Origin of the sequence: Pigmentiphaga sp. GD03639 (genome assembly GCF_029845405.1) — a bacterium.
GTDB lineage: Bacteria > Pseudomonadota > Gammaproteobacteria > Burkholderiales > Burkholderiaceae_B > Pigmentiphaga > Pigmentiphaga daeguensis.
In genome coordinates this window covers 13,514-28,329 of the sequence record NZ_JAOCLR010000040.1, presented here as the reverse complement: position 1 = coordinate 28,329, position 14,816 = coordinate 13,514, and the positions used below count along the sequence as shown (strand labels likewise).

The following is a 14,816-nucleotide window of genomic DNA, read 5'->3' as shown; positions in this document are numbered from 1 at the left end:
ATGGCCGTGGACGACACCGCCCCACGAGCCCCGCGTCAAGGCCCCATCGCACTCGCCGACCTGTTCGACGCTGCGCTGAAGGACCTCGCGCCCAAGCCCAGCTCTGGCGCTCCCGCGCCCCTGCCTGCTCCGACGCCCACGCCTCCTACGTCCGGCGATGCTTTCCTGTTCAGTGGCAATCGGCATGAGACGGTGCCGCGGCGGCTGTTCCTCGACCGTCGCCTGACGCCGCTGGAGCGAAACGCCTGGCAGGTGTTCCGCCTGCTGCTCAACGATGACGGCGTGACGGCATTCCCGACGTATGAGCAGCTTCGGCCCTGGCTCGCATCCATGCCCTGCGCGGGCCAAGCCTCCCACGAAACCGTGGCACGGGCGCTGACGCTGCTGCGTCTGACACGATGGCTGAGCCTCGTGCGACGACGGCGCGACCCCAAGACCGGCCGCATCCTCGGCAACCTCTACGTCCTGCACGACGAACCCTTGACGCCGTTCGAGGCGATGCAACTCGACGCCGACTACCTCGCGCTGGTCAGCCAGTCCCTGGGCCATTCGGCCAAGGCCGTCCAGATGGTCGGCTTGAACACGCTCAGGGAGATCGCAGAAGACCCGCTGCTGTCCGGCCGCACGCTGCCGTCGCGGCTGCAGATCCTGGCCGAACGCCTCGCCAGCCAGGACATCCTGACCACCGGAAGTTATCCACAGGAGGATGCCGTCCACGATTCCGAAGAAGGGGCTTCGAGCCTTCTTCGGAATGCTGATGACCCGTCTTCGGATTCCGAAGCAGGGCTGAAACCCGCGCCAGACGGCGCTCTTCGGAATCCGAAGCAGGCCCGTACAGTACGTAGTAGTTGTATTAATGAAGTACGTACTACCGCGCAGGCGCGCGCGCTGGGCGATCTGCAATGGCCCAAGCGCTTCACGGAACTGAAGGCGGAACAGCAGACAGGTGCCAGGGTGGCATTGCAGCAGGTCGATGCCTCGCTGAGACAGGCCGTGCTGGACGAATGGGCCACACGATGTAGCAGCCATGGCATCCGCAATCCTGCGGGGTATCTGTTCGGCATCATCCAGCGCGCCATCCACGGTGAGTTCAACGCCTGGGCCAAGCAAGACGCGCCATCAGCATCCACTCCGCCAAATAAGCGGCCACCACCCGCACCGCCACCCCAGCCGCCCAGCAAGCCGGTGCCGCCGGAAGTCGCCAAGCAGCACATCGAGCGGCTGCGCAATCTGCTCGCCAGCAAGTGATCCGGTCAGGCGGCGAAGTGGATGCTGATGGCCGCCAGTGGAGCTATCCCCTGGGGATAGTTCAGCGGTTGGACACGACGCCGACCAGGTCCAGGTCCAGGTCCAGGTCCAGGTCCGGCATCGGGCATCGGCCGCGGCATCGGCGTTGTCCGCTCTGGTCGCGGCGCACAGGCTTCCTTGGCGCTCCATGGAGCTATCCCCTGGGGATAGCTCGCGCGGAATGTAGCCGCAATGCCTTGAACCGGGGCCTTGCGGGTTTCGGTTTGTTGACTGACTGCCTTCCGCTTCCTGCCGAAGCTGGCCGCTCCTTTTCCCACAACGAGCGGACACCATGGCAACCAACAACGAACCTTTGCAACTCAACCTCGGCTCCCTGCGCAGCGCAATGTCGCTGACGCTGCACACCCACCACGCCTCGCGCATCTGGCATGGCCGCGCCGCCGCCGAGGGGCGACCGGGCATCGTCGGCCTGAACGGCTACATCGCCGTCATGAACAAAATGAAGCGCGGCTCGGAGCAGGACGACCCGTACAGCGACTGGTGGATGCTGCGCATCGAGGACAAGCTCGACCAGACCAAGACCACGCTGCAGACGCTGCGCGAACAGGTGGACCAGGCCCTGGCCGGCGTGCCCGCCGCGTTGACCCTGGGCGAGAACCTCAACGTGCAGCCCGTCAAGCTGCCGCTGTTCGTCAATGCGCAGTTGGGCTTTGCCGCTGTCTATCTCCTGGCCGACTACGACGACATCGCGCGCAAGCTGATCCTCGCCCACCACACCGCGCTGATCGACCGCAGCACCTTAGAGCGCTGGCTCAACGAGGGCGCGCACGCGCTGCGCAGCCTGTTCTCGCTGGCCCAGCAGTATCGCTATTCGGGCTGCACCCGCGACGATTTCGCGGCGAAGAATGCCGCAGCGCGGGCCGCGCTGGAGAAGTTCGGCGAGTTGCCGCAGGACGTGCTCGAAGGCACGCGCCGCTCGAAGTTTGCGCCACCCATCGTGCGCCGTGGTCTGCAACAGCGCGGTGAGAGTCCTGCCGCAGCCGCTACCAGCGTCGATGGTGATGCGGCCGCTGCTGCCGACCCATCCGAAAACGCAGCCACTGCCGGCGAGGACGAATCCGCATGAGCGATCTGAACCAGCCGACCCGCTACTTCCGGGGCCTGCAACAGGGAGCCTTCATGCGCCTGGAACACGCGGCCTCTCTAAAAGGCCTTTTAAAGCCTTTTAAAGGTAAAGGGGACTTGGAGGCCTGGGCCAGCCAGTGCTTCGCCATGCGCGACGAGTTGATCGGCCTGGCGCAGCGACAAGTGCTGCAACAGGCCAGTGGGCATCCCTTCCACCTGCTGCCCGTGGAACTGGCCCAGCAGACCACTGGCGCGGGAACGACGTTCCTGCGCTGGCGCAGGCACGACCGCTCGGCCATGGGCGTGGCCCTGTGGCAGGAGCTGATGGCGAGCACCAGCACGCCGGTCAACCTGCTGGCCGACCTGCACGCGATCGAGCTGCAGCGCATCACGCTGAACATGCAGATCAGCCTGTTGCACACCCTGGGCAGGCAGGCACAGGAGTGCGCCAGCAAGGCCGCCGAGGCGGAAGACGCCTACCTGCGCCGGCTCACGTCCTTTCCCGCCGCAATGCGCGATCGGTGATTGCGCCGGGCATCCCAGCACGCGCCCGGCGCCGACCAGGTGCGGGTATTTCAACCACCAAGGAGATTGCAACATGAGCACGCATTTTTCGGGCGAAGGCAACATCGGCTCGCCCCCCGAGTACCGGGAGTTCCCCAACGGCAACGACGAACCGCGGCGCTTGTTGCGGCTGAACGTGTATTTCGACAACCCCGTTCCCACCAAGGGCGGCGACTATGAGGATCGCGGCGGCTTCTGGGCGCCGGTGGAAATCTGGCACCGCGACGCCGCGCACTGGAAGGACCTCTACCAGAAAGGCATGCGCGTGCTGGTTGTCGGCCGCATGGAGCGCGAACCCTGGACGGACAACGAGGATCAGCCGCGCGAGACCTGGCAGATCAACGCACGCAGCGTCGGCATCCTGCCGTTCCGCATCGAGTCCGTCGTCCTGAGCCCCAAATCGCAGGAGACCGCACAGGACGCGCAGCCCAAGCCCCAGGCCGCCCAGGAACCGGCTGCGCCGAAGGAGCCCAAGCGCAGGAAGTGATCCGGCGGGGGGGCGGCTGCAGTTCTGCGCCGCCCCCTTGTCCTCGCGGCCTATCCCCAGGGGATAGCTCCATCAGCATCCACCGACTTCCACGCGCTCCCGAAAATCGCGGCTCCCGGCCCACATACCACCGGCTGTACGCCATCCCCACCGCAGCCATCCCATCTCGTGAAAGCGGTCGCCGCCGCATGCAGCTTGTTTGCTGCTGCCCCGACAGGCGCTCGGCATCCTCGATCCCAGCAACTCCATGAACACCGGGAAGCGGATGGACGGACATGCGGCTGTTTCTGTGCGAGAAGCCCTCCCAGGGCAAGGATATTGGCCGGATTCTCGGCGCCACGCAGCGCGGTGAAGGCTGCCTCAACGGCTCCGGCGTCACGGTCACCTGGTGCATCGGCCATCTCGTCGAAGCGGCAGCACCCGAGGTCTATGACGCGGCGCTCAAGCGCTGGTCGCTGGAACAGTTGCCCATCATTCCCCAGCAGTGGCGGGTCGAGGTCAAGCCGAAGACCACCACGCAATTCAAGGTCGTCAAAGCGCTTCTGGCGAAGGCGACCCATCTCGTCATTGCCACCGATGCCGACCGCGAGGGCGAACTGATCGCCCGCGAGATCATCGACCTGTGCGGATACCGCGGCCCCATCGAACGCCTGTGGCTTTCGGCGCTCAACGATGCGTCCATCCGGTCTGCGCTCGCCAAGCTGCGGCCCGCGGCCGACACGCTGCCGATGTATTACTCGGCGCTGGCGCGCTCGCGCGCCGACTGGCTTGTGGGAATGAACCTCAGCCGGCTGTTCACCGTGCTCGGGCGGCAGGCCGGCTACGACGGCGTGCTGTCGGTCGGGCGTGTACAGACCCCGACGCTCAAACTCGTGGTGGACCGCGACCGAGAGATCGCGGCCTTCGTGTCCGTGCCGTACTGGGCCATCGACGTGTCCCTGTCCGCAGGCGGTCAGGCCTTCACCGCGCAGTGGGTTGGCGTCCAGCTGAGCCTGGACATACGGTAGCCGTCCTTGCTGCTGCGGCGTACCCAGCAGCCAGTCCACGCAGGCTTGATAGGTCGCGCCAGGTGACATGCGCTGCGCCAAAGCTTGTTCCAGGCCCTCGACCGCTGCGATCTTCTGCGGGTAGGCGGCGATGGTCTGTTCGGAGTTCGCCAACCGCAGGCGACGCTGCGCCAGCTGCGCCGCCTGCACGCCGGCAAGCATCAGGTCCTGATCGAGCGAGGGGTTGAAGCCGCGCACGAACTCGCTGAACTGGTCCACGCCGAACAGGGTGGCGATGAGCTGGCGCTGATCGCTCGGGGTCCGCGCGGCGATTCGGGCGAAATCGTCGAGGCGGTTCTTCTCGATGAAGCAGAAGCGATACTCAGCTTCGTCGGGCTGGACGGCCTGCGCTTCGCCCGCCGCCGTAGACGACAGGACTGGCGCGACGTGGCGGCGCAGGCGAGCGTTGTTGCAGTACGTCCGCTGGTCGACCGTAAGCGGCCGGCCATCCCACCTTGGCTAGGCATCGGTGTGGGATGCCGCTAGATTGGCTATCGGAGGTTCAGGATGCGCCGGGCACCGCTGAGCACTATCAGCGCAATGACTGCGCCAATCACGAGGTCAGGGTACGAGGAGCCCGTCCAAGCGACCAAAACACCAGCGACTATCACCCCCGCGTTTGCGATCACATCATTCGCAGAAAAAATGTAGCTTGCCGTCATGTGGGCGCCCCGATCCCGCTTCTTGGCGATCAGCACCAGGCAGGTGACGTTGGCGATCAATGCGACCAGCCCGATACTCATCATGAGCATGGACGCCGGCTCACTTCCCACAACTGCCCGCCGAACGACCTCCAAAAGCGCGCCAAGCGCAAGCACGACTTGCAACCAACCAGCGATGTGCGCTGCCTTCATCTTCAAGGCGGCGGCGCGGCCCACCGCATAGAGCGCCAGTCCGTAGACCGCCGCATCGGCGAACATGTCAAGCGAGTCCGCTATGAGACCTGTGGACTGGGCGATCAGGCCAACGATCAACTCAAAGACAAACATCGCACCGTTGATAGCGAGCAGCAGCTTTAAGGTCCGAGCCTCAGAGTCATTCCCCTCTGCGTCTGGGGCCGTAGACTCGTCGCTTTGCACGCTGTCCAACACTTGCGCGCCGAGGTTGAGAGGGATGAGACGGCCCAGCAGCTCTTGCGTACTTCCCCCATGCTGCACGGTGAGTACACGGTCCTTCAGATCGAAGTCCAGTGCCGCAACAGCCGACGCATCGGCCAGCGCCATCCGAATGAGATTCTCCTCCGACGGGCAATCCATCTTCGGCACGGAGAAACGCGTCTTCCACTGCCCGCCTTCGGTGCGCCTCTCGCTTGTCAGCAGAACCGCACCCAAGTTCAGGGGCGTCAGCTTCTGGGCGATCCTGGCGGGCTCGCCCGAGTGCACCACCCGGAGCTGCCGATGGGCCAGATCGAAGGTCATCGGCCCAACCCCGGTCAGACCACCCAGCGCCATGCGAATGAGGTTCTCCTCGGAGGGGCAGTCCATTCCCGGAACTGAAAATGTGCTCTCCACGGAAGCAATGGCGCTTGGGGCCTCGTCGACCGTCTGCGAATTGCAACTGCTCGAGCAGCTACTGCTTTGACATGTACTCATGTCCCGTATTAGAAACCCTCAAGTAGCTGTAGAGTCAAGCGGTAGGTAGGCAAATATGAAAATCGGTGAACTATCGTCATTGGCAGGGTGCTCCGTTCCCGCGGTGCGCTTTTATGAAGCAGAGGGCCTTCTGCAGGCGCCCCTGCGGGCCGCCAACAACTATCGGCAATATGGCCAACAGCATGTCGACAGGTTGGCCTTCATCGTTCGGTGCCGCTCGCTGGACATGTCGCACGACGATATCCGGGCTCTGCTGCAGTTGCAGGACGACCCCGCCATGTCCTGCGACGAGGTCAATGCCTTGCTAGGGATGCTCTTCACGAACCGTCATGAGCTGTGTCCGGCAGTCGAATCGTTGCTGTGAAGGGACGGTGTGTCGCTCAAGTCGTTGGCTCAGGCACGGATGTCGGCCTTCGCGGCCCTTTTGGGCCCCCTTCAGGCCATCAGCGCTGATTTCGGGCGCACCTGTGCCTTTGAATTCACCAGCACCTTGCGCACCATCCACAAATTGCTCAGCGCGAACAGCGTGTGCAACTGCTGCGTGTTCTTCTTCAGGCCCCGGTAGCGCACCTTCACATGTCCGAACTGGCGCTTGATGACTCTGAATGGGTGCTCCACCTTGGCCCGCACGCTGGCCTTGAGCTTCTCCACCTTCTTGACCATAACGTCGATCGGGTTGCTCTCATCGAGCGCCCGGCGCAGGCCCGGGCGCATCGCCACGCGCCAGGTGACGCCCGGTCTGGCATCTGGGCGCTTGTCGGCCCCCTGATAGCCCGCATCCCCGAAGACCACTTCCTCCTGGCCGTGCAGCAGGCTGTTGGCCTGCAGCACGTCATTGACGTTGCCCGCCGTGCCTCGCACGGTGTGCACCAGGCCCGAGTCGGCGCACACGCCGATATGGCTCTTCATGCCGAAGTGCCACTGGTTGCCCTTTTTGCTCTGGTGCATCTCGGGGTCCCGGCTCCCGTCCTTGTTCTTGGTCGAACTGGGCGCGGCAATGAGCGTGGCATCGACCACCGTGCCGGCCTTGAGCAGCAGGCCACGGCGGCTGAGCAGGTCGTTGACGGTCACAAGAATCTGCTCGGCCAGTTTGTGGCGCTCCAGCAGACGGCGAAAGCGCAGGATGCTCGAATCACTGGGCAGTGCCTCGTTCCAGCCCGACAGGCCCGCGAAGTCGCGAAACACGGGCACGTCGTGCAGCGCTTCTTCCATCGCCGGGTCCGAGAGGTTGAACCACTGCTGCATGAAGTGAATGCGCAGCAGCACCTCGACGCCAAAGGGCTGCTGGCCGCGCCGGCCGGCTTCGGGGGCGTAGGGCTCAATCAGCGACACCAGATCGGCCCAGGGAACGACTCGCTCCATCGAATCCAGAAACTCCCGCTTGCGCGTGCGCCGCGTGGTTTGCGAGAAGGCCAGGCTGTCTTGTTTCATGACCGACGATCTTGCAAGCCCCGCGCCATCAGGGCAAGCACAAGGGGGCGGCATTCGTGAAGAGCATCCCTAGACGATCAAATGCGCTTGGTAGAGCAGCGAATCGCCGAGTTGCAGGCGCTGCGCAAGCAACTGCGTGCCATCCGCAGTACCTGTGCGGGAGGGGTATGCGTTGGCGATTGCGGTGCACTTGAATCGCTGCGCAGCGCCACTGGGGCAAGCTGGCCAACCGTTCGCTGAGCGGAGCCTCAAATAACGACATTCAGCTCGGTGCGAACCAACGATGCGGTAGCAACTCGTGAACCAGGCTAACCCGTTGCGTCGGCAAGCGAGCCAAAACGTCCTTGAGATACGCATAGGGATCATGCCCATTGAGTCGTGCTGACTGGATGAGCGTCATGACGGCTGCTGCCCTCTGACCAGCTCGTAGGCTGCCCGCAAAGAGCCAGTTGTTGCGGCCAATGGCAATCGGCCGAATCTGGTTCTCGATCCAGTTGTTGTCCACGGGCAGCTGTCCGTCATCGACGAACCGGGTCAAAGCCTCCCAGCGCCGCAAGCTGTAGTCCAGCGCTTTGGCGCTTGCCGAGCCTTCCGGCACCTTCTGGCGTTGCAGCACCATCCACTGGTGCAAGGCATCAAGCAGCGGCTTCGTTTGTTGTTGCCGGATGGTTTGGCGCTGATCGGTCGCAATCTCCTTGACCTCACGCTCGATCTCGTAGACCCGCGCGAACTGCTGCAGCGCGACCTCGGCGATCTGGCTTTGGTTCGCCGCGTGCAAATCGAAGAACTTGCGCCGCGCGTGCGCCAGGCAGCCGACCTCGGTCACACCACTTGCGATCAAGGCCTTGTAGCCGCTGAAGTCGTCACAGGTGAGGCTGCCTCTCCAGTCGCCCAGGAAGCGCCGGGCGTGTTCGCCCGAGCGCGATTCGCAGAAGTCGTAGACGACCGCCTTGATGTTCTCGAAGGCGCCCGTGGCATAGGCCCATAGGTACGCCCGGTGCGCCTTGCCGTTGCCCGGCTTGAGCATGGACACCGGCGTCTCGTCGGCATGCAGCACGCGGCGCTGCAGCAGCTCTGTCCTCATGGCGTCAACCAGTGGCTGCAACTGCACGCCACACGAGCCCACCCATTGCGCCAGCGTGGAGCGGGGGATGGCTAGGCCGGCGCGGCCGAAGATCGCTTCCTGGCGGTACAGCGGCAGGTGGTCGGCGTACTTGGCCACCAGCACTTGCGCCAGTAGCCCAGTGGTAGGGATGCCTTTGTCGATGATGTGAGGATCGACAGGCACCTGGTGAATCGTCTCGCACTGGGCACAGGCCCACTTGCCCCGGATGTGGCGCTCCACCGTGAACACGCCGGGCGCGTAGTCCAGCTTCTCGGCCACGTCCTCGCCGATGCGCTTCATCTGGCAACCGCAGGCGCAGGTGGTGGACTCGGGCTCGTGGCGGATCTCGCGCCGCGACAGGTTGGCCGGCAGGGGTGCGCGTTTGGGGACTTGCTTGTCTTGGCGGCCTGCCACTGGCGGCGTGGCCTGCTCGATCTCATCGGCCACCGCCTGCAGGTCCTCATCCAGCGATTCATCGAGCAGGCTCTTCTGCTCGGCGCTGAAGCGCTCCGACTGTGCGGCGAACTTCATGCGCTTGAGCAGTGCGTTCTCGTGCGTGAGCTTGTCGATCTGCGCCTGCTTGAAGACCGCCTCTTGGCCCTGGCGTGCGATCACGCCGTCTCGCTCGGCCAGCTCACCCATCAACGACAGCAGGGCCGCTCGCATCTGCTGCGGCTCCAGGGTGTCAAGGTGGTCTGCGGTGATCACGGGAGAAGTCGAAGCGGTCACATAGTGCCCGCGAACAACAACCGGAGCTGCTGAAGATCTTCTATCCGTACCACCCTCGCGCGGGCGAAGAGGTGGCGGTGGTGGGGCGTTGTCGACAAGGCGATGCTGATTACCTGATCGTGCGTCAGCCTGACGATACGCAAGCCCACCTGCCGAAGTGGATGACGCTGCCCGAAGCGGTTGCGCGGGCAGCTATTGTGGCGCTCGCCACGCCGTCGCTGGAGGCGCTCCTGGCCCTGCGGCGAGAGTTGGATCTCGCTTTATCGTTGACGCCCGGTTCCACCCCTCGCGGAGGCGTTGATGAAGCCCGACCCCAAGTGCCGCCAACCCGAGCTGTTCGACGGCGATCCGCATCCCCTCACGATCCTGCCGTCACAGCAGCAAGAGCTGATCGATCTGCTCGGTCAGCTGTTGTGGCAGGTCGCCAGCGCACAGGCAAACGTCACCCAGGAGAGAAGCGATGAGCAAGATCGGTCCTGAACACCTCGCGCGTCGAGCGTATGTCTACGTTCGGCAATCGACGGCCGATCAACTGCGGCACAACCACGAGAGTCGTCGGCGCCAGTATGCCTTGGCCGACCGCGCCCGCGCGCTGGGGTGGAGCGACGTTGTAGTCATCGACGACGATCTCGGCGTGTCCGCCAGCGGTGTCGCACGTCCGGGATTCGAGCGATTGCTGGCGGCCATCTGCAGCGGCGAGGCCGGCGCTGTCGTGTCCATTGAAGCATCGCGCTTGGCGCGCAACGGCCGCGACTGGCACACATTGCTGGAGTTCTGTGCCTTGGTGGGAAGCATCATCATCGATGAAGATGGGGTCTACGATCCGCGCAGCGTCAATGATCGACTGTTGCTCGGGATGAAGGGGACCATGTCCGAGATGGAGCTGTCGCTGCTGCGGCAACGCTCGGTGGAGGCGCTGAAGCTCAAGGCCGCGCGCGGCGACTTGTACACCATGGTGGCGATTGGTTTCGTACGCAGCGATGGGGACCGCGTCGAACTCGACCCCGACCTTCGTATTCGCAGCGCCATGGCCGCCGTGTTCCAGCGATTCGCGCAAGCCGGCAGCGTACGCCAGGCGCTGCTTTGGTTTCGGCAGGAAGGCATCGAGCTGCCGGCGGCCGTATACGTTGACGGGAGGCGCAGCGTGCAGTGGAAGCTGCCGGTGTACAACACGATGCTGCGCATCCTGACCAACCCGATCTATGCCGGCGCCTACGCGTTCGGACGAACCGAGACTCGCTCTCGGATCGAAGCGGGACGCAAGCGTGTGGTGCGCGGTCACCGACGTGATCGCGAGGACTGGCAAGTATTGATCGTGCAGCATCACGAGGGTTACATCGACTGGGACACCTACGAGCACAATCAACGCGTGATCGCCGACAACACCAACATGCGCGGCAGCATGGCCCGCGGTTCATTGCGGCGCGGCGAAGCCCTGCTGGCGGGCTTGCTGCGCTGCGGGCACTGCGCACGCAAGCTGCATATCGCCTACAGCGGCAGCGACGGGAACACGGCGCGTTACCACTGCAAGGGCGCCGCCATCAATCACGGATCCTTGCAGCGCTGCATCTCGTTTGGCTCGTTGCGCGTAGACGAGATGGTAGCCTCGCAGGTGCTCTCGACGCTGCGGCCCTTGGGCATTCAAGCCGCGCTCCAAGCCATCGAGCAGCGTGCCACTGACGATCAGACCAAGCGCAGGCAGCTAGAGCTGGCGCTGGAACAGGCGCGCTTCGAGGCGGCACGGGCACAGCGCCAGTTCGATGCCGTCGATCCCGGCAATCGACTCGTGGCCAGTGAGCTTGAACGCCGATGGAACGAGCGTCTGGCGCAAGTCGCGAGCAAGCAGGCCGAACTCGATGCCTCGGACGCGCAGGCTCCGTCAAGCCTGACTTCGGAGCAGCGAGAAGCGCTGCTTCGATTGGGCGCCGATCTCCCATTGGCTTGGCACGATCCGGCAGCGGGCAACGAGATTCGCAAGCGCATTGTGCGATCGGTCATCAAGGAGATCATGGTTCGCGTCGACGACGATGTGAACGAAGTTCAAATGGTCATTCACTGGCAAGGAGGCGACCACACTGCACTGCGTGTTGCGAGGAATCGCATCGGGCAGCATCGGTGGACGACGCCGCCGGACGTGCAGAAGCTGATCGAGCAGCTGGCTCGCCAGCTCAAAGACGCGGGCATTGCAGCTTTGCTGAATCGCTTGGGCCATCGCACCGCCAAGGGACATACGTGGACCGAGATGCGCGTGCGATCGTACCGCGGAGACCACGGCATCGCTGTCTATCGTGAAGGCGAGCGCGAGCAACGCGGCGAGGTTACCCTCAAACAAGCTGCCAAGGTGCTCGGTGTGAGCACGATGACAGCGCTGCGTATGATCGCCACCGGAGCCATCGCTGCGACGCAAGCGTGCCGTGGAGCCCCTTGGGTGATCGCTCGCAACGAACTCTATCGACCTGAGCTTCGTTCAACCATTGCACCTGCGCGGAAGACACCGCTAACAGCGGATCCGAATCAAATTCCCCTTGAACTTCAATAACGTGGTGAGGTGAGCATCATGTCGCATACTCGGATGATGCGGCTAACATCACATTCGCGCATCGGTGCAAGCGCTGATTGCCTGGCCAACGACCGGAGCACTCAAAGTACAGTGATGACTCCAGCCTCGCCGACGTTCTTCCAGGGCAGGCCCAGCACGAGCGCATCGAACTGCGTTCGGCTGAGTGTGGCGGTGGTGGCGGCATCGCGCGGCCAGACGAACTTGCCGCTATTCAGGCGCCGGGCCGCCAGCCAGACACCGATGCCGTCGTGCACCAGCACCTTCATGCGGTTGGCTCGTCGATTGGCGAACAGATAGGCGTGGTGTGGGCGCGCTGCGCCAAAGACAGCCACTACCCGGGCGAGCGCCGTCTCGGTGCCTGCTCGCATGTCCAGCGGCTCGGTGGAGAGCCACAGCGCATCAATGCGGATCATCGGAGCCAGTCGCGCAGCCACGCTGCACATGACGCTGCATCTTCCAGGGGCCAGTTCACGGTGACTACGCTGGCGCTGCGCCGAACATCAACGCGAATCGCACGCGACACGGGCGGCGAGCTGGTCTCGGTTGCTGGGAGCTGTTCAACTGGTGGAGGCAGATTCAGCGCAACGAACTCATTCCGGGGCGCTGGCAACAGGGAGTCTGCTTGCTCGCGCATCCAGCGATGAACGATGTTGGCGTTGATTCCGTGTGCAAGCGCTACGCCGGCCACTGACGCGCCGGAGACCTGGCATTCGGCCACGATCTGGCCTTTAAGTTCCGGGGAGTAGTAGTGCCGCTTGGGGCGCTGGGCGATCGTGTCGTTCGCCATAGTGTGCGTGATGTTCATCGTGCACACGATGCCTCGACACTGGGTCTATCTCAAGATGGGATTGCCGGACGCTTACGGTCGACCCGCTTGGCCTGCGCTTCGCTGATCGAACCGAGCATCGCCACTTCCAAGGCTTCGCAGAAGCTGCTCTTGCCGGTGCCGTTGGCACCGTAGACCAAGGTGATGTCATGGCTGAGGTCGAACGTCTCCTGCCGCATGAATCCTCGAAACGGCCCGACTTCGAGCTGGTGCAGTCGCCCGAGCGCCGGCCCGTTTTCGGGGCCGCGCGCGTCCCCGTCGTAGGCGACAGGCATCTGCGCCAGATGCGCGATGGCCAGCGGCGCCAAGCGCGTGGAGCGCCCCCGGCGTGCAGCACCGACCTCGGCCAGTGGCTGCAGGTGATCGAGCACCAGGTGCGCCAGCCGGCGCACGTCGTCGTGCACGTGCCGCTGCGCCAAGTGCGCCAGGAACCGGTGGTACTCCGAACGTATGCTTGCCACAGCGCCCCCTCACTTGGTCAACCACTGACCGTAAGCGGTGGCCCGGTGCACATCAACCGGGTTGGCTTCCAGGCTGAGCTTCGCTCGATCAGCCGCAAGCGTTTCGACCTCGTCCAGAAGGACGATCGTCGGGCCCGCCGCTGCGGATTCTGCGATCGATTGCGAGAACAGGTCTGCCACGGCGCGTTGAGTCTTTCCCATTGCAGAGCTCGTCAGCGTGTGAGGCTCTACTTCCAGCAATCGAAACTTCGCAGAAGAAAAAGATTCGGCCACACGATGCGCCAAGCCCCGTGCCAAGGAGGTCTTCCCAGTCCCCGGCGGGCCGACCAACAAGATCACGCCGTGCAGGGGGAGTACCGTGCGCTCCACCTTGGGGCGCACCGTGAAGTTGACGATCGCCTGTGACAGCAACTGCTTCTTGAGAGCTTCGTCCATGACGATGGAATCCCACAGGGCGCCCAGCGACGTGTCCGGCAGCTTCCAGCTTCGATGGATGCCTTTCGGCAAAGTGGCGTCTGATGAAGGATTCTTGGTCATCCGTGGCTCTCGGCGGGTCAGAGAATGGTGCGATAGGTCGCCAGCACCTTGGTCGTTTGCACAAGGCCTTGGCGCAGCAGGATTTCGAGATAGCGGTCCACCTCGATCGGCGGATGCTTGAGTTGGGCACGCTGGCGCTGCGCAGCCGACACCACGGCGGCCGCGTCCAGATCCAGTAGGTTGTCCACAAACTCATCGGGGTGCTGCGATTCGATGCCGTACGGAGCCAGCAGATCGTTCGGGAAATCCCGTTCGTTGAACGTCACAATCACGCTCGCACCGCAGCGAATCGCCGCAGCCAGGACGTGCCGGTCGTCCGGATCGGGCAATGTCAGGCCTGCCACGAGCGCTTCGTAGCCCTCCACCAAGCCGTCCGGAATTGCCCGGTCCATGAGATCCGACGTCCTGTCGACCTGAACCCGGGTGAGATCGGGGCGGTTGATCAACAGGTTGCGTTTCCACTCCTCATGAATGGCTTGGCTCCACCGCGCCCGGAAGCGGCCAGACAGGCCGAGCCACATCAGGAAATCCCGCAGTGGCGCGGGATATAGAACGCACGCGTCGTAGACGGCGGTGAATGGGGAATGCCTCATTCGTATCCCATTCCCAACTCTTGCGACTGCTGAGCGAGTTCGGCCATCGCCTGCTCACTGGCGCGCTCGCGCGCTTCCTTGTACTGCATCAGATCGGCGAACCTCACCCTGCGGTGCTTGCCGGTGCGATGAAATGCCAACACCCCATCTTCGAGCAGCTTGACGAAATGGGGACGGGACACGTTGAGCAAGTCCGCCGCCTCTTGGGTCGTCAGCTCTGCATGGACGGGCACCACCTTTACTGCATTGCCATCGGCCAACTCGGCCAGGATGTCGACCAGCAGGCGTAAAGCCGAGGTAGGCAGTTCCACCTGATGAGCCTGTTTGTGGTCATCAAAGATCTGGATGTGCTGCGTCTCGAACTGGGTTGCGAGGTAAGCCGCCAAGGCACGTTGACCCTGGACGGCTGCCTTCACCTCTCCCGCGGCGGGAAGGGTCATCTTGGATTGGGCAGTGGCGGTGGTCATGGGTAGCTCCTAAGCGAAAACGGTTGCAGAGCCGATCATATTCGA

Annotated in this window: 14 protein-coding genes and 4 pseudogenes; 8 read left to right on the top strand and 10 right to left on the bottom strand. The window is 63.8% G+C overall.

What is annotated here, in order from left to right:
* The 5 genes and pseudogenes from N5K27_RS26250 to N5K27_RS26230 all read left to right on the top strand — a co-directional run.
* Positions 1 to 1,248: an STY4528 family pathogenicity island replication protein gene (locus tag N5K27_RS26250; protein ID WP_279820353.1), complete on the top strand. Its 1,248-nt coding sequence runs from the start codon at positions 1 to 3 to the stop codon at positions 1,246 to 1,248.
* Positions 1,249 to 1,579: 331 nt separating this feature from the next.
* Positions 1,580 to 2,374, top strand: coding sequence for a PFL_4669 family integrating conjugative element protein (locus N5K27_RS26245; protein WP_187725685.1), 795 nt, complete (start codon positions 1,580 to 1,582; stop codon positions 2,372 to 2,374).
* Positions 2,371 to 2,898 carry a DUF3158 family protein gene (locus N5K27_RS26240; RefSeq protein ID WP_057393109.1) on the top strand — a complete coding sequence of 176 codons (528 nt, stop codon included), beginning with the start codon at positions 2,371 to 2,373 and terminating at the stop codon, positions 2,896 to 2,898. Before N5K27_RS26245 ends, N5K27_RS26240 begins: the two co-directional genes overlap by 4 nt.
* A gap of 73 nt (positions 2,899 to 2,971) precedes the next feature.
* Complete coding sequence (locus N5K27_RS26235) at positions 2,972 to 3,424, top strand: single-stranded DNA-binding protein (protein WP_003120036.1); 453 nt, start codon at positions 2,972 to 2,974, stop codon at positions 3,422 to 3,424.
* Positions 3,425 to 3,699: 275 nt separating this feature from the next.
* A pseudogene (locus tag N5K27_RS26230) lies at positions 3,700 to 4,401 on the top strand (DNA topoisomerase); the annotation flags it as partial.
* On the opposite strand, the pseudogene N5K27_RS26225 reads toward N5K27_RS26230, so the two are convergent.
* Both N5K27_RS26225 and N5K27_RS26220 read right to left on the bottom strand, forming a co-directional pair.
* Positions 4,396 to 4,902 (bottom strand): annotated as a pseudogene (locus tag N5K27_RS26225) (ATPase); the annotation flags it as partial. The pseudogenes N5K27_RS26230 and N5K27_RS26225 sit on opposite strands and share 6 nt — an antisense overlap.
* A gap of 59 nt (positions 4,903 to 4,961) precedes the next feature.
* Positions 4,962 to 6,071 carry a cation transporter gene (locus N5K27_RS26220; RefSeq protein WP_279820378.1) on the bottom strand — a complete coding sequence of 370 codons (1,110 nt, stop codon included), beginning with the start codon at positions 6,069 to 6,071 and terminating at the stop codon, positions 4,962 to 4,964.
* A 46-nt stretch (positions 6,072 to 6,117) separates the two neighbouring features.
* Here N5K27_RS26220 and N5K27_RS26215 point away from each other — a divergent pair, with 46 nt between their 5' ends.
* Positions 6,118 to 6,426 (top strand): MerR family transcriptional regulator, encoded by a 309-nt coding sequence (locus tag N5K27_RS26215; RefSeq protein WP_279820343.1) that lies wholly within the window; start codon positions 6,118 to 6,120, stop codon positions 6,424 to 6,426.
* 71 nt (positions 6,427 to 6,497) lie between these two features.
* Here N5K27_RS26215 and N5K27_RS26210 read toward each other — a convergent pair whose 3' ends face one another.
* Positions 6,498 to 7,493 (bottom strand): IS5 family transposase, encoded by a 996-nt coding sequence (locus N5K27_RS26210; RefSeq protein ID WP_279820341.1) that lies wholly within the window; start codon positions 7,491 to 7,493, stop codon positions 6,498 to 6,500.
* A 262-nt stretch (positions 7,494 to 7,755) separates the two neighbouring features.
* Entirely contained in the window at positions 7,756 to 9,306 is a 1,551-nt protein-coding gene (locus N5K27_RS26205; RefSeq protein ID WP_031757192.1) for an IS66 family transposase, read from the bottom strand.
* Between the two features lie 321 nt (positions 9,307 to 9,627).
* Here N5K27_RS26205 and N5K27_RS26200 point away from each other — a divergent pair, with 321 nt between their 5' ends.
* Together N5K27_RS26200 and N5K27_RS26195 are read left to right on the top strand one after the other, a co-directional pair.
* Positions 9,628 to 9,807 carry a hypothetical protein gene (locus N5K27_RS26200; RefSeq protein WP_279820339.1) on the top strand — a complete coding sequence of 60 codons (180 nt, stop codon included), beginning with the start codon at positions 9,628 to 9,630 and terminating at the stop codon, positions 9,805 to 9,807.
* Positions 9,788 to 11,866 (top strand): recombinase family protein, encoded by a 2,079-nt coding sequence (locus N5K27_RS26195; protein WP_279820338.1) that lies wholly within the window; start codon positions 9,788 to 9,790, stop codon positions 11,864 to 11,866. The genes N5K27_RS26200 and N5K27_RS26195 overlap by 20 nt, the downstream gene beginning before the upstream one ends.
* 101 nt (positions 11,867 to 11,967) lie before the next feature.
* On the opposite strand, the gene tnpB is transcribed toward N5K27_RS26195, so the two are convergent.
* From tnpB to N5K27_RS26165, 6 genes and pseudogenes are all read right to left on the bottom strand, one after another.
* Positions 11,968 to 12,300, bottom strand: coding sequence for an IS66 family insertion sequence element accessory protein TnpB (gene tnpB, locus N5K27_RS26190; protein WP_003121550.1), 333 nt, complete (start codon positions 12,298 to 12,300; stop codon positions 11,968 to 11,970).
* Positions 12,297 to 12,692: a transposase gene (locus N5K27_RS26185; protein WP_006217728.1), complete on the bottom strand. Its 396-nt coding sequence runs from the start codon at positions 12,690 to 12,692 to the stop codon at positions 12,297 to 12,299. The genes tnpB and N5K27_RS26185 overlap by 4 nt, the downstream gene beginning before the upstream one ends.
* A 53-nt stretch (positions 12,693 to 12,745) precedes the next feature.
* Positions 12,746 to 13,174 (bottom strand): annotated as a pseudogene (locus tag N5K27_RS26180) (ATP-binding protein); the annotation flags it as partial.
* A gap of 36 nt (positions 13,175 to 13,210) precedes the next feature.
* A pseudogene (locus N5K27_RS26175) lies at positions 13,211 to 13,711 on the bottom strand (AAA family ATPase); the annotation flags it as partial.
* A gap of 17 nt (positions 13,712 to 13,728) precedes the next feature.
* On the bottom strand, positions 13,729 to 14,304 hold the full coding sequence (locus N5K27_RS26170; RefSeq protein ID WP_003109777.1) for a PIN domain-containing protein: 576 nt from the start codon (positions 14,302 to 14,304) through the stop codon (positions 13,729 to 13,731).
* Positions 14,301 to 14,771, bottom strand: coding sequence for a helix-turn-helix domain-containing protein (locus N5K27_RS26165; protein ID WP_003050245.1), 471 nt, complete (start codon positions 14,769 to 14,771; stop codon positions 14,301 to 14,303). Before N5K27_RS26165 ends, N5K27_RS26170 begins: the two co-directional genes overlap by 4 nt.
* Between the last annotated feature and the right edge of the window lie 45 nt (positions 14,772 to 14,816).

Coding starts and splice junctions, on each gene's coding strand:
- N5K27_RS26185 (WP_006217728.1), bottom strand. CDS start 12,692: ATGAACATCACGCACACTATGGCGAACGACACGATCGCCCAGCGCCCC.
- N5K27_RS26195 (WP_279820338.1), top strand. CDS start 9,788: ATGAGCAAGATCGGTCCTGAACACCTCGCGCGTCGAGCGTATGTCTAC.
- N5K27_RS26240 (WP_057393109.1), top strand. CDS start 2,371: ATGAGCGATCTGAACCAGCCGACCCGCTACTTCCGGGGCCTGCAACAG.
- N5K27_RS26165 (WP_003050245.1), bottom strand. CDS start 14,771: ATGACCACCGCCACTGCCCAATCCAAGATGACCCTTCCCGCCGCGGGA.
- N5K27_RS26170 (WP_003109777.1), bottom strand. CDS start 14,304: ATGAGGCATTCCCCATTCACCGCCGTCTACGACGCGTGCGTTCTATAT.
- N5K27_RS26235 (WP_003120036.1), top strand. CDS start 2,972: ATGAGCACGCATTTTTCGGGCGAAGGCAACATCGGCTCGCCCCCCGAG.
- N5K27_RS26215 (WP_279820343.1), top strand. CDS start 6,118: ATGAAAATCGGTGAACTATCGTCATTGGCAGGGTGCTCCGTTCCCGCG.
- tnpB (WP_003121550.1), bottom strand. CDS start 12,300: ATGATCCGCATTGATGCGCTGTGGCTCTCCACCGAGCCGCTGGACATG.
- N5K27_RS26245 (WP_187725685.1), top strand. CDS start 1,580: ATGGCAACCAACAACGAACCTTTGCAACTCAACCTCGGCTCCCTGCGC.
- N5K27_RS26210 (WP_279820341.1), bottom strand. CDS start 7,493: ATGAAACAAGACAGCCTGGCCTTCTCGCAAACCACGCGGCGCACGCGC.
- N5K27_RS26250 (WP_279820353.1), top strand. CDS start 1: ATGGCCGTGGACGACACCGCCCCACGAGCCCCGCGTCAAGGCCCCATC.
- N5K27_RS26200 (WP_279820339.1), top strand. CDS start 9,628: ATGAAGCCCGACCCCAAGTGCCGCCAACCCGAGCTGTTCGACGGCGAT.